Below are 13,433 nucleotides of genomic sequence, written 5' to 3'. Positions count from 1 at the left end.
CTACGACCACTATGACTCGCCACAGGAAGTGCTACTCGAGGTGCTGCGCGAAGACCTCGACCGGGCCCGGCAGCACGACCTCGAGTTGCGCGACGCGTCGGATGGCCCGCGCGGCGAGATCTTCCGCGCGACGATGGCCGACGTGCTCGACCACGTTCGTCGCTTTCGACCGGTGTACGAGCAGTCGGTGCGCAGCCCCGTCGACTCGACACTGACCCGCGCGGTGAGCTCGCACTTCGTGGAGTCGATCAGCGGCATCCTCGCGCGGCAGGCCGTGCTGCCCGGGGGGGGTGGATGCGGAGATCGCGTCGGCCTGCATCGGCAACGCGGTGCTGGGCGGCATCGGGGTGTGGCTGCACCGGGACGATCTGTCGGATGCGGAGTTTGCCGACGCCGTCGCCGCCTGCCTGCCGGTGTGGTGGGGCGAGCTGCGGTAGCGGTTCGCGGTGCCGCGCGCGGCCCGAAGCTGAGGACTTGCCGAGTCTCAACGCCACCTGTTGGTTAAATCACGGGTGTCAAATAGTGTCCTAAGACATCGCTTATGTGCTCGCGCGTCAACGACGACGCCCGAGGCATTGGCAGATTCGAGTGCAAAGGAGCTCTCCCATGAAGGCAGCGGTACTCAACGGAGTCGGCCAGGACTTCGTTATTGAAGACGTCGACATCGCCGATCCGATCGGTCGCGAAGTACTCATCGATGTCAAAGCCTGCGGCTTGTGCCACAGCGACGCGCACATCCGCACCCACGACTTCGGCTTCCCGATGCCAACCGTGCTCGGTCACGAACTCGCCGGCGTCGTCACGAAAATTGGCCCCGACGTCAAAGAAATCTCGGTCGGCGACCACGTCGTCGGCTGCCTCGTCGCGTTCTGCGGCCACTGCCGCAACTGCGCGGCCGGCAAGCCGTATCAGTGCGAGCATCCCGAAGAGACGCGTCGCGCAGAGGGCGAACCGCCGCGCCTCAGCCGCAACGGCGAGGTCGTCACCCAGTTCTCAGAGCTCTCCGGCTTCGCCGAGCAGGCCCTCGTGCACGAGAACTGCGTCGTGCGCGTCACGAAGGACATCCCGTTCGAAAAGGCGTGCCTGCTCGGCTGCGGCGTTGTCACGGGCGCGGGTGCCGCGATCAACACCGCGAGCGTGCGCGTCGGCGACACTGTGGCGGTCATCGGCTGCGGCGGCGTCGGCCTCAACGCCGTGCAGGGCGCGCGGCTCGCGGGGGCGCACAAGATCATCGCGATCGACCTGCAGCCCGAAAAGCTCGAACTCGCGAAGACCTTCGGCGCGACCGACACGATTAACCCGAACGAGGTGGACGACGTCGTCGCAGCGGTGCGTGAAATCACCCAGTCGAGCGGCGTTGACCACGCCTTCGAGGTCATCGGCCTCAAGCCCACCGCCGAACAGGCCATCAAGATCCTCGGCGTTGGCGGCGGCGCCTACCAGATCGGCATGATCCCGATCGGCAAGCAGCTCGAGATCGATCCCTTCGTCGACATCCTCATGCAGCAGCGCAAGTACCAGGGCGTCTACATGGGCTCGACGAACTCGAAGCGCGACATCCCGCTCTACGCCGACCTCTACCAGCAGGGCCGCTTCAACCTTGACGACCTCGTCTCGAAGACGATCCGCCTCGATGACATCAACGAGGGCTACGCCGAACTCGAGGGCGGCAAGATCGCGCGCAGCGTGATTGTCTTCGACTAGGCGCCTGCGCCTCGCGGGAGCGGCCGGATGCGCACCCCGCGCACCCCGGGCCGCTCGCCGCCCGCACCTGCCACCACCATCCGCAACGACGACCCAACCGCGAACCACCACCCGGGGGCGGATGCGCAACTCGCGCATCCGCCGCCGCTCGCGTGCGTCGGTGACTAAGCTCGACGCGTGAGTAAGCGATCTGTCACCGACGAATCTGCCACCCCCGCCGCGAGCCCGGCGCCCGCATCCGGAGCGCCCGGCTGGCTCGAGCGCATCTTCAACTTCTCGGGCCGCGGCACGACCATGGGCCGCGAGCTGCGCGGCGGCCTGGTGACCTTCGTCACCATCTCGTACATCCTCGTGCTCAACCCGCTCGTGCTCGGCGGCGCGGCCTCGGCCGACCTCGAGGGCGGCGTGCTCGACTCGATTCAGGTCGCGTCGACGACCGCGCTCGCGGCGGGCCTGCTCACGATCGTGTTCGGCTTCGTCGCGAACCTGCCGTTCGCGCTCGCGGCGGGCCTCGGCATCAACTCGTTCCTCGCGGTGTCGATGGTGCAGCAGATCACCTGGCCCGAGGCGATGGGCCTCGTGCTGCTCAACGGTGTCGTCATCGTCATCCTCGGGGCGACCGGCGCGCGCACGGCGATCTTCAACGCGGTGCCCGCGGGCCTGAAGTCGGCGATCACCGTCGGCATCGGCATGTTCATCGCGTTCGTCGGCCTCGTGAACTCGGGCTTCGTCACCCGCACCGAGGGCGGTCCGCCCGTGCAGCTGGGCCTCTCGGGTTCGATCTCGACGATCCCGACGCTCGTGTTCATTGTCACGCTGCTCATCATGGCGGTGCTGCTCATCCGTAAGGTGCCCGGTGCGATCCTCATCGGCATCGTCATCGGCACCGTGCTCGCGCTCGCGGCCGAGGCGATCTGGCACCTCGGCGCATCCGGCGCCGACAACCCCGGCGGCTGGCACCTCACCGTGCCGAGCCTGCCCGAGCAGCTCGTCGCCGTGCCCGACCTCAGCCTTGTCGGCGCAGTCGACCCGGTCGGCGCCTTCACCCGACTCGGCCCGGTCGCGGCGCTCATGCTGCTGCTCACGCTCGTGTTCATGAACTTCTTCGACGCGATGGGCGCCATGACCGGCCTCGCGCGCAACGCGGGCCTCGCGCACGCCGACGGCACGTTCCCGCGCATCCGCCACGCCTTCATCATCGAGGGTTTCGGCGCCGTCGTCGGCGGCGCCACCTCGAGCTCGTCGAACACGATCTTTGTCGACTCGGCCTCGGGTATCGGCGAGGGCGCGCGCACGGGCTTCGCGTCGGTCGTCACGGGCGCGCTCTTCCTCATCGCGATGTTCTTCACACCGCTCGCGGTCATCGTGCCGATGGAGGTCGGCTCGGCCGCGCTCGTCATCGTCGGCGCGATGATGATGGTGCAGGTCGCCGACATCGACTGGCAGGACTTCTCGATCGCCCTGCCCGCGTTCCTCACCGTCATCGCGATGCCGCTCACCTACTCGATCGCGAACGGCATCGGGGTCGGCTTCATCGCCTTCGTCGTCGTCAACGCCCTCGCAGGCAAGATCCGCGAGATCCACTGGCTGCTCTGGATCGTCGCCGCCGGCTTCGTCATCTACTTCGCGCGCTCGCCGATCGAGGCGTTGCTCGGTTAGCTGCGGGCCTCGGGCACGGATGCACATGCGCTCCGGTTGTGCCTCGGCTCGCCGAGTCGTTCTTTCGCGTGAGGTTGTGGACCGTGTGGAGTGGGGGGCACTTCCGCCGCCGCGTCATGGCCGATGCGCGCTGATTCGTGCTTTGTGACCCAACTGTCCCACTATTCGACCAGAAGGGATATATACCCCCTGTCGCGTATATGGGACACCTGGGTCACCGCGCCCCACTGCTCGGCGCAATGGGGTCGCAATCTGCTTCGCGGCGTCGCCCAGCTGTGCGCTGGGGACAGTCGCGGGACGGGTGGCGCGTTCAGCGACAACTGGCGCGTTCAGCGATGGTGTGTGTGTGTGTGGCGGTGGCGCTGTCAGCGATGGGGCATGACGAGATGGGGCGCTGTCAGTGACGAGTGGCGCGATCGTGACGGCGCCACTTGTTGGTAACGGCGCCACTTGGCGCGGTGGTGGCGTGAACGGGCAACGCGAGCGCGCGCGAGGCTACCAGCGGGCAAAGGCGAGCGGGATTGCTCATTCGCTGACCGCACGTATTGGTCGACTTGCGACGCTCACCACGTCCCAGGGAACTCCATCCAGCGGTGTCGGCCGGGTGATCCACCCCGCGCCTCGGCCGATCGGGGCGCTCGGTTAACCACCGGCAAACGGCCACCCCGCGAGGCGGTCGGGCGATGGGATGCGCGGCGCGTTACCTCAGGTTTGCTCGGCGTACATATCCTTAGAGATATGCGAACTCTGCAGCTTCAAGAGAAATTCGGGAGTCGGGAACTTTTCGCGCACCGCGCGCATCCAATTCCCAGATCGCGTCACGACGGCGCGAGCTCACCACCCCCGAACCCGAGGAAGCATCATGGGCGAAGTTGACTACGAGTACTGCGAAGAACTCGTCGTCGCCATCCCAATGGCGGCACTCACCTGGTACCCCCCGATTGACGTGAGCGACGAAGCCACCCGCTTCATCGCCTAGCGCATCCGCTCCGTCTCACCGACCCACACCGACCTCCCGCTCCGCGCCTCCCGGCCTCGCGCATCCCGACCCGTCTCCCGCGGCCACGCGCAGCCGCGCCCCAAGTCATGGGTGTTGCGTTTAGCCCCATTCGGGGGCTGATTTCGCCGTGGAATGGGGCCAAACGCAACACCTATGCCTCGCGTGGCGCACGTCGAATGGCGACCGCCCCGCAACGCGCGAAGCGCCCACAAAAAATCCCACCCGGCAGCCGAGGCTGGTCAGGTGGGATTCTTCGTTGCGAGAGCTAGCTGTCGAAGCCGGCGCGCACCTTGCTGAGCTGCTCGTGCAGCTGCGCGGGCACACGGTCGCCGATCGACGCGAAGTACTCGTCGGTCTTGCGCAGCTCTTCGACCCAGCCCGCGGCCGGCACATCGAAGAGCGCCTGCAGCTGCTCGTCGCTCACGTCGAGGCCGCTCACGTCGATGTCGGAGATCTCGGGCAGCAGACCGATCGGGGTCTCGACCGCGGTGACCTTGCCCTCGAGGGCCTCGATGGCCCACTTGATGGCGCGGATGTTTTCGCCGAAGCCCGGCCAGAGGAAGCTGCCGTCCTGGTCGCGGCGGAACCAGTTGACCTGGAAGATCGCCGGCGCCTTGTCGCCGAGCGTCTCGCCCATCTCGAGCCAGTGCGCCCAGTAGTCGCCCATGTGGTAGCCGGTGAAGGGCTGCATGGCGAAGGGGTCGCGGCGCAGCACGCCCACGGGGCCCTCGGCCGCGGCGGTCTGCTCGCTGCCGAGCGTCGCGCCAAGGAAGCAGCCGTGCTCCCAGCTCTTCGAGCGGTAGACGAGCGGCACGTTGGTGCGGCGGCGGCCACCGAACAGGATGATGTCGACCGGCACGCCGTCAGCGGCCTCCCAGTCGGGCGAGATGGTCGGGCACTGCTCGGCGCGCACGGTGAAGCGCGCGTTCGGGTGCGCGGCGGGCAGGTCGGATGCGGGGGTCCAGCCGTTGCCCTGCCAGTCGGTGAGGTGCGCGGGCGCCTCGTCGGTCATGCCCTCCCACCACACGTCGCCGTCGTCGGTGAGCGCGACGTTCGTGAAGATCGCGTTCTCGCGGATCGTCTCCATCGCGACCGGGTTCGTCGACCAGCCGGTGCCGGGGGCGACGCCGAAGAAGCCGAACTCGGGGTTGATTGCGTTGAGGCGGCCGTCTTCGGCGGGGCGCATCCAGACGATGTCGTCGCCGATGGTCTCGACCTTCCAGCCGTCGAGCTTCGGGCGCATCATCGCGAGGTTCGTCTTGCCGGTGGCCGACGGGAACGCGCCCGAGATGGTGTACTTCTTGCCCTCGGGGCTCGTGGCCTGAATGAGCAGCATGTGCTCGGCCATCCAGCCCTCGTCGCGGGCCATCACCGAGGCGATGCGCAGCGCGAAGCACTTCTTGCCGAGCAGCGCGTTGCCGCCGTAGCCCGAGCCGTACGAGATGATCTCGAGGTCGTCGGGGAAGTGGGTGATGTACTTCGTGTCGTTGCAGGGCCACACGACGTCGTCGCGCTCGACGCCATCGGCGCTGACGAGCGGGTAGCCGACCGTGTGCAGGGCCTTGACCCATTCACCCTCGGGCTTGATGTAGCTGAGCGCCTCGGTGCCCGAACGGGTCATGAGCGCCATCGAGAGCACAACGTAGGGCGAGTCGGTAATCTCGACGCCGTACTGCGTGATCTTGCCGCCGAGGGGGCCCATCGCGAAGGGCACGACGTACATCGTGCGGCCTCGCATCGAGCCGTCGAGCAGGCCGTCGAGCTCGGCACGCATCTCGGCGGGCGCGCGCCAGTTGTTCGTCGGGCCGGCGTCCGCTTCCTTTTCGGAGCAGATGAACGTGCGGCTCTCGACGCGGGCGACGTCGGCGGCGTCGGAGCGCGCGAGATACGAATTCGGGCGCAACTCGGGGTTGAGCTTGATCAAAACACCCTGCTCGACGAGCTCCGCGGCGATGCGGTCATACTCCTCTTGCGAACCATCCGCCCAAACGACGCGGTCGGGCTTGGCGAGCTCAGCGACCTTCACCACCCATTCGTTGACCTCTGGGTTGGCCGACAGCTGTTCAATGTCGGCGGCGGTGACTGGCGCATGGGTCGTCATGGCAAAGCAACTTTCATTTGGCCGATTGGGGCTTTTCACCTGATGGCCTCAGCTATCCCGACTATGGGCGCGAGGCACGGGGCGAAGGTTGTTCAAATCAGTATTGCACGCATATCGCACACAAGAGTTGGCGAGCGGTCCAAGGATAACTACGTTCTGTCGTAGTTTCTCGACGAGGCCTCAAGCCCGAGCAGACGGCGCGTCGCGCGATGTTTCGGGGCTGAAAACAAACCGCTGGTGGGGCCGGATTCGACGATTGAGCCCGCCTCGACGACCGCGACCCGGTCGGCGATTTCGCCGACGACGTCGAGATCGTGCGAGATGAACACGACGCTAAGTTGTCTGGATTCTTGCACGCGTTGCAATAAATCGAGCACTTGGCGACGAACGGTCGCGTCGAGCGCTGACACCGCCTCGTCGCAGATGAGCACCTCGGGGCCGGCCGCGAGCGCCCGCGCGATCGCGAGCCGCTGGCGCTCGCCGCCCGACATTCGGCTCGGGCGCACCTCGAGATGCTCGGCGCCGAGACCGACCTCTTCGAGCATCCGCACGAGCTCGCCGCGCTGGCGGCCGACGCGACGCGAGCGGCCGCGGCTGCGCGCATCCGCGAGAATCTGGCCAGCGCGCAGCCGCGGGTTAAAGCTCGCGAGGGGGTCCTGCGACACGAGCCCGATGCGGTGGCGCTCGGGGCGGCGGGCGCGCTCGCTCGCCGGCTGCCAGGTGAACTCACCGAGGCGGATGCGCGCGTCGGCCCGCTCGGGCGGCTCGAGCGCGAGCAGCTCGCGCGCGAGGGTCGACTTGCCCGAGCCCGAGGCGCCGACGATGCCGAGCGTCTCGCCGCGGTGCAGCGTGAGGGCGTCGACGTCGAGCGCGGTGAAGCGCGTGCCGTCGGGCCGGGCGTAGCTCCGGGCGACGTGCTCGGCCTGCAGCACAGGTGCGGTCTCGGCCGGGGCGCCGGCCTCGGGCGGCCGGGGGAGCGCCTCGACGAGGGCGCGGGCCTGCGGCGTGGTCGGGGCGGTGAGGATGCGCGCGGTCGGCCCGGTCTCGACGATTTCGCCCGCGTCGATCACCGCGACCCGCTCGCAGAGCAGCTGCACCGAGGCGAGGTCGTGCGAGACGAACAGGATGCTCATACCCGCGTCGGCGAGCTCGCGCAGCAGGGCGAGCAGCTCGCGGCGGGCGCTCGCGTCGAGCGCGGTGGTCGGCTCGTCGGCGATGAGCAGCTCGGGTTCGTGCGCGATCGCGGTGGCGATGAGCGCGCGCTGGCGTTGGCCACCCGAGAGCTGCACGGCGCGTTGACGCAGCCGCACCTCGGGTTCGGGCAGGCCGACGCGGCGCAGGAGCTCGAGCGAGCGTTCGTGCACGGCGACGCGGCTAAGGCGGCGGTCGTGTGCGGTGATCGCGGTGGCGAGCTCGGCGCCGATCGTGCGCGCGGGGTCGAGCGATCCGAGCGCATCCTGCAGCACGAGGCCGACGCGGCGGCCGCGCAGCCGCTGCCAGCCGGGCTCGCGGAGCTCGAGCAGATCGGTGTCGCCGAGCCGCAGCCGCTCGGCGGTCACGCCGGCGTCGGGCGCCGACAGCGTCACGAGCCCGAGCAGCGCCTTCGCGGTGAGCGATTTGCCCGAGCCCGAGGCGCCGATGAGGCCGAGCGCCTCGCCCCGTTCGATGCGCAGGTCGATGCCGCGCACGACGTCGCGGGCTTCGGCGCCGCGGCCAAAGCCGATGCGTAGGCCCTGAACTTCGAGTGTCATCGCGGCCTCCTCGCGTCGTGCTCTGCGACGAACGCGCCGCCTCCGGCGAGCCCGCCAACGCCGACGCCCGGCCCTTGAACTTCAAGCGTCATCGCGATCTCCTCGCCTCGGCCTCAACAAACCGGCCGAGCAGCGTGCCGGTGACGGCGACGAGCGCGATCGCGGCGCCGGGGAACACCGACATCCACCAGCCACCTGCGGGCAGGTACGTCGCGCCGGCGTTGAGCATGGCGCCCCACTCGGCGCTCGGCGGCGGGTCGCCGAGGCCCAAGTAGCTCAGCGCGGCGGCCCAGACGACGGCCTGGCCGACACCGAGCGTCGCGAGCGCGAACAGCGGTGCGAACGCGTTCGGCAGCACGGTGTGCCAGAGCCGCCAGCCCCAGGTGCGGCCGAGAATGCGGTCGGCCTCGACGTAGCCCGACTCGCGCACGCGCAACAGCTGCGAGCGGAGCATCCGGGCGTAGCCGGGCGCGGTCGCGAGGCCGACGGCGATCGTCGCGGGCACGACGCCGGGGCCCGTGAGCGAGAGCAGCAGCAGCGCGAGCAGGATGCCCGGCAGGGCGTAGAGCGTCTCGATGAGCCGCGTCGAGAGCCAGTCGCCGATGCGGCCGCCGAACGCCGCGATGAGCGCGAGCAGCGTGCCGAGCGCGAGGCCGATCACCGTCGCGACGACGCCGATCGTGAGCGAGCGGGCGGCGCCGTGCACGACGCGGGTATAGATGTCGCGGCCCGATTCGTCGGTGCCAAACGGATGCGCGAGGCTCGGTGCCTGGTAGGCCTGCGTGGGGTCGATCGCAAGCGGATTCCCGGGCGCGAGCAGCTGCGGCGCGAGCGCCGCGACGACGTACCAGGCGACGATGATAAGGCAGAGCAGAATGCCGACGCGCATGCCGCGGCCGGATGCGCGCTGCCGCTGGGCGGGCAGCGACGCGGTGATCGGGGGCACGGTCATGCGCGGGCCTCCTTCGCCGGCGGCATCACGGCGCGCTCGAGCACATCGGTGACGAGGGTCACGACGACGTAGGCGACGGCGACGACGATGAGCACTCCCTGCACCATCGGCACGTCGCGCGCGAGCACCGCGTCGACGAGCGCGCGGCCGAGTCCCGGGCGTGCGAACAGCTGCTCGACGACGACGGCGCCCGACACGAGCGAGCCGAACGCCCAGCCGGTGAGGCCGATCGCAGGCACCGCCGCGCGTCGCAGCAGGTGGCGCAGGAATACGCCGGCCCGGGTCTCGCCGCGGGCTCGAGCCGCGAGCACATACGGCTCTTCGAGCGTTGCGACCAGCGCATCCCGCATCACCTGCGCGAGGTAGCCGCCGAGCGGCAGCGCGAGCGTGAGGGCGGGCACGATGAGCCCGCCGAAACCAGGGCCCGAGATCGCGACGGGCAGGCCGAGGCCGGTCGCGAGGAAAGAGATGAGCAGCGCGCCGAGCCAGAAGTGGGGAAGCGCCGAGGCAACGATGCCGATGAAGTCGGCGGCGAGCGCCGAGCCGCGGCCGCCGCGCACCGACCACCAGGCGAGGCCGAGCGCGAAGACCCAGCCGAGCACGAGCGCGAGGGAGGCGAGGGCGAGGGTACCCGGCACGAGCTGGCCGACGATGTCGGCGACGTCGCGGTGCAGCCGGTAGCTCTCGCCGAGGTCGCCGCGCAGCAGCTGGCCGAGGTAGTTGAGGTACTGCTGCCCAAGCGGCAGATCGAGCCCGAAGTCGGCGCGCGCCTGCGCGATCGCCTCCTCGGAGGCATTCGAGCCGGGGCCGCCGAGGATCGCGGTGACCGGGTCGCCGGGCACGGCGCGCACCGCGAAGAAGGTAAAGGTGACGACCGCCCAGACGACAACCGTGGCCGCGACGAGCCGGCCGGCGACCCGCAGGCCGATGCGTCGCCACGAACGCCCCGTCGGCGGCACCCGGGTGGGCGCCGCCGACGGGGCGTTCGTGGTGACGGTCACGTGCTACGAGGCGATGACGACGTTCGTGAACGTGACGAGGTTGAGCGACGGGTCGAGGCGGAAACCCTGCACCGCGTCGCGGTAGGCGAACTGCACCGTCTGGTCGTAGAGCGGCACGACATAGTAGTTCGCGACGAGATACGCCTGCACCTGCGCGTAGAGCTCGGCGCGGGCGGTTTCATCGGTCGTCGAGCCGGCTTCGTCGAGCATTGCGTCGATGTCGAGGTCGGCGAGCCCCGTGTTGTTCGCGTGGTAGCCACTCGGCGCGGGGGTGTTGCCATCGGAGTGGTAGACGATGCGCAGCACGTCGGCCGACGACTTCGAGTACGGCGCGATGATCGCGTCGAAGTCCCACTCGCCGCTCGCGGCGTACCAGGAAGAGATATCGAGTTGTTCGATCTGCACGTCGAAGCCGACCTCGGCCGCCGACGCGGCGACCTGCTCGACGAGCGAGATCTCGGCCGGAATCGACTGGTTGGTCGAGAGCGGGAAGCTGACGGTGAGCGGTTCGCCGTCCTTGAGGCGAATGCCGTCGTCGTTGCGCTCGGTGTAGCCGGCCGCGTCGAGCAGCTCGTTTGCGCGGTCGGGGTCGGCCGCGAGCACGGCCGAGAAATCGGTGCCGTCGTACGAGTCGACGGCCTCAGGCAGCGACGACGAAAGCGGCGAGTAGGCCCGGTCGAGCGTGCCGAAGTAGAGCGACTCGACGGCCGCGTCGATGTCGGTCGACACCGCGAACGCCTCGCGCACCTTCGGGTCATCGAACGGCGCGCGGGTCGAGTTGAGCTCGATGCGCGCGGTCGTGCCGGGACGCGCCGCGACGACGGTCTCATAGCCCGCCTCGTCGCTGAGCTGGCTCAGAGTGTCGGGCTGTACCTGGTCGATCACGTCGACCTGGCCCGCCTGCAGCGCGGCGGCGCGGGTCGCGGCGTCGGGGATGAACCGCCACTCGAGGCGCTCGAGGCGCGAGCCCTCGTCGGGCAGAATCTCGCCCGGCATGTTTGCCTGGTGCGTCTCGTTGCGCACGAGCGTCACCTGGTTCTGGCGCTCCCACGAGTCGACCTTGAAGTAGCCGGTGCCGATCGGGTCTTCGCAGTTCGCGTCCTGCCCGCGGTCGAGGCCGGCGGGCGACATGATCGCGAGCCAGGTCTGGGCGAGGGATGCGGTGAGGGCCGAGTCGGGGGTGTTGAGACGGAACTCGACGGTGTGGTCGTCGGTCGCGACGATCTCGTCGACCTTCGCGAGGGCGAGGATGCCCGTCGACGAGGCCGTGTCGGGGTCGCGCACGTGCTGCATGTTCGCCACCACGGCATCCGCGTCGAACGGCGTGCCGTCGGAGAACTCGATGCCCTGCTTGAGCGGCACCGTGAGCGTGAGGCCGTCGTCGCTCAGTGACGATGACTCGGCGAGCCAGGGCACGATGTCGCCCTGGTCGTCGCGGGCGAACAGCGACTCGAGAACCTGGTGGCCGAGCTCGGCCTGGGGCCAGTTGCCGCCGACGTGCGGGTCGAGACAGTCGGGCTCGGACTGGCCGGTGGCGTAGACGAGGGTGGTCGTGGCGGCTTGTGCGGAGCAGGCGGCAAGGGGCGCAAGAAGCGCGAGACCCGTTGCCACGGCGAGCGCACGCCGAAGAGGAGCAGGCATAACTCCCAGCTTAGCCGTTTGTAGACCGTGTTTAGAAACGGCGGGTTGCGCGCAGAGCGTTAGAACCGGCAGTAGTCGACGAGGTCGTTGATGCGGTCTTCGACCGCGTCCGCGCCGTCGGCGATCTGGTCGAACTCGAGCAGAATTGTGCCGTTGTCCATCACGCGCTCGATCGTGTCGACGAGGCCATCACCCTCGACCGCGACTTCGTTGAGCATCCCCTCGAGCTCGACGTCTTCGGCGACATCGCGGAGGTCTTCGATGTAGCCGATCGCGACGCGCATGCGGTCGAGCGTCGCGTAAGGGTCGTCACCGAAGTTCTGCGCGGCCTCCGACACGATCTGGTTCGCGTAGGCGAGATCGCTCTCGATCGTCGCGCACGAGACCGAGGTCGGCGCTGGGTGCGTGCTCGTCGGGGGCACAGTGCCGCCGTCGACGACGCCGGTGGGCGGCGACACATTGCAGCCGACGAGCAGCGTGGCGGCGGCGGCGAGGGTGGCGGCGACGGTGAGGGTGCGGCGAGACGAAAACATTGCTCCCTATCTTCCTATGTCGCCGAGCTGCAGTAGTCGCTCACCGCGGTGACGGCGTCGCCGACCTCCTGCGCCTGCTGCTGCAGTTCGCCAAGATCGCTCAGGCCCGAGCCGTTCGACACGCTCGCCACGAGCTCGCCGATCGCGGTCTCGACCGCCTCCATGCGCGTGCGCAGCTCGGGGTCGGTCGTGCTGTCGGTGAGCTGCGTCACCCGGTCGGAAAGCTGCTGGAGTTCCGCGATGAAGCCCTGCGGGTCGGTGAGGGCCGACTCGGCGGCCGCGCTGAGGTCGTTGCCGATGCGCTCGAGCTCGCTGCCGATGTTCGCGCAGGTGATCTCGCTCGCGACCTCTTGCTGCGTCGTCTCGCGATCGCCACCCGATTCGGGGCCGACGGCACCGCAGGCCGTGAGGGCGAGCAGCGAGATACCGGCCGCGAGGCCGGTGAGCGCGCGGGGAACGCTGCGCATGGAAATCCTCCAAAAGTGATGCTGGTGCGCCCGATAGCATCGCATACGAACACGAGAGAACACGGAGTCATGCATGTCGCAGCGCAAGGGCCGCATCGGCCGCCCCGCCGCCTCGAGTCGGGTCACGCTCGAAGAGGCCGCGGGCGAGCTTGCCCTCGAGCAGGGGTGGGACGCGATCTCGGTGAACGACATCGCGACGCGCGCGGGTGTGAGCCGTTCCTCTTTCTTTAACTACTTCACCGCGAAATCCGACGTGCTCTGGTCGACCTTCGATGAGGCGGCCGAGACCGGCACCTCGCTCGTCGACGTCGTCGAGCGGCTCCAGCTCGCGGGCCCACCGGCCGCGCTCACGCACGCCGAGGCGATGGGCGCGCAGAACGCCATCGCCGAGACGGCCCTGAGCCGCGCGCGCCGGCTGCTGCGCCACATCGCCCCGCATCCGCAGGGCGCGGGGGAGCGCATCCGCGCCGAGATGGGCGCGCTCGGAGTCGTGCTCGTCGTGGTCGACTGGGCGGGCGACGGCGTCACCCGCGGCGCGCTCGCCGAGCGCATGGATGCGGTGCTCGGCACGCAGTGGCGCGGCGAGTAGCGCTCACGGCTGCGCTGAAGGTAGGGAAAACCGCA

13 protein-coding genes are annotated in these 13,433 nt (G+C 69.2%); 5 read left to right on the top strand and 8 right to left on the bottom strand.

What is annotated here, in order from left to right; all coding sequences use genetic code 11:
• Positions 1–31: 31 nt before the first annotated feature.
• Positions 32–235, bottom strand: a complete 204-nt coding sequence (locus M3M28_RS09200) for a hypothetical protein (protein WP_249386176.1) — start codon at positions 233–235, stop codon at positions 32–34.
• A 55-nt stretch (positions 236–290) separates the two neighbouring features.
• On the opposite strand from M3M28_RS09200, the gene M3M28_RS09195 reads away from it, so the two are divergent.
• The 4 genes from M3M28_RS09195 (at position 291) to M3M28_RS09180 (ending at position 3,363) form a co-directional block, all read left to right on the top strand.
• The gene (locus M3M28_RS09195; protein WP_249386175.1) at positions 291–437 is read left to right on the top strand and encodes a hypothetical protein; all 147 of its coding nucleotides are present in this window, start codon (positions 291–293) and stop codon (positions 435–437) included.
• A gap of 169 nt (positions 438–606) precedes the next feature.
• Positions 607–1,704, top strand: a complete 1,098-nt coding sequence (locus tag M3M28_RS09190; protein ID WP_249386174.1) for a Zn-dependent alcohol dehydrogenase — start codon at positions 607–609, stop codon at positions 1,702–1,704.
• 27 nt (positions 1,705–1,731) lie between these two features.
• Positions 1,732–1,872, top strand: coding sequence for a hypothetical protein (locus M3M28_RS09185; RefSeq protein ID WP_249386173.1), 141 nt, complete (start codon positions 1,732–1,734; stop codon positions 1,870–1,872).
• A gap of 9 nt (positions 1,873–1,881) precedes the next feature.
• On the top strand, positions 1,882–3,363 hold the full coding sequence (locus M3M28_RS09180) for an NCS2 family permease (protein WP_249386172.1): 1,482 nt from the start codon (positions 1,882–1,884) through the stop codon (positions 3,361–3,363).
• 1,265 nt (positions 3,364–4,628) lie between these two features.
• On the opposite strand, the gene M3M28_RS09175 is transcribed toward M3M28_RS09180, so the two are convergent.
• The 7 genes from M3M28_RS09175 to M3M28_RS09145 all read right to left on the bottom strand — a co-directional run bounded on the left by M3M28_RS09175 (position 4,629) and on the right by M3M28_RS09145 (position 12,809).
• A complete protein-coding gene (locus M3M28_RS09175) occupies positions 4,629–6,464 on the bottom strand; it encodes a phosphoenolpyruvate carboxykinase (GTP) (RefSeq protein WP_249386171.1) in 1,836 nt (611 codons plus the stop codon).
• Between the two features lie 149 nt (positions 6,465–6,613).
• Positions 6,614–8,215 (bottom strand): ATP-binding cassette domain-containing protein, encoded by a 1,602-nt coding sequence (locus tag M3M28_RS09170; RefSeq protein ID WP_249386170.1) that lies wholly within the window; start codon positions 8,213–8,215, stop codon positions 6,614–6,616.
• An 88-nt stretch (positions 8,216–8,303) separates the two neighbouring features.
• Positions 8,304–9,167: an ABC transporter permease gene (locus M3M28_RS09165; protein WP_249386169.1), complete on the bottom strand. Its 864-nt coding sequence runs from the start codon at positions 9,165–9,167 to the stop codon at positions 8,304–8,306.
• A complete protein-coding gene (locus M3M28_RS09160) occupies positions 9,164–10,168 on the bottom strand; it encodes an ABC transporter permease (RefSeq protein ID WP_249386168.1) in 1,005 nt (334 codons plus the stop codon). The genes M3M28_RS09165 and M3M28_RS09160 overlap by 4 nt, the downstream gene beginning before the upstream one ends.
• A gap of 3 nt (positions 10,169–10,171) precedes the next feature.
• Positions 10,172–11,809 carry an ABC transporter substrate-binding protein gene (locus M3M28_RS09155; RefSeq protein WP_249386167.1) on the bottom strand — a complete coding sequence of 546 codons (1,638 nt, stop codon included), beginning with the start codon at positions 11,807–11,809 and terminating at the stop codon, positions 10,172–10,174.
• A 59-nt stretch (positions 11,810–11,868) separates the two neighbouring features.
• Positions 11,869–12,342, bottom strand: coding sequence for a hypothetical protein (locus tag M3M28_RS09150; RefSeq protein WP_249386166.1), 474 nt, complete (start codon positions 12,340–12,342; stop codon positions 11,869–11,871).
• A gap of 14 nt (positions 12,343–12,356) precedes the next feature.
• Positions 12,357–12,809 (bottom strand): hypothetical protein, encoded by a 453-nt coding sequence (locus tag M3M28_RS09145; protein ID WP_249386165.1) that lies wholly within the window; start codon positions 12,807–12,809, stop codon positions 12,357–12,359.
• 73 nt (positions 12,810–12,882) lie between these two features.
• On the opposite strand from M3M28_RS09145, the gene M3M28_RS09140 reads away from it, so the two are divergent.
• Positions 12,883–13,398, top strand: coding sequence for a TetR/AcrR family transcriptional regulator (locus M3M28_RS09140; protein WP_249386164.1), 516 nt, complete (start codon positions 12,883–12,885; stop codon positions 13,396–13,398).
• Positions 13,399–13,433: the final 35 nt, after the last annotated feature.

Origin of the sequence: Gulosibacter sediminis (assembly GCF_023370115.1) — a bacterium.
Classification (GTDB): domain Bacteria; phylum Actinomycetota; class Actinomycetes; order Actinomycetales; family Microbacteriaceae; genus Gulosibacter; species Gulosibacter sediminis_A.
Note: the sequence above shows the minus strand (reverse complement) of the source record. Positions and strands in the feature narration are given on the sequence as shown.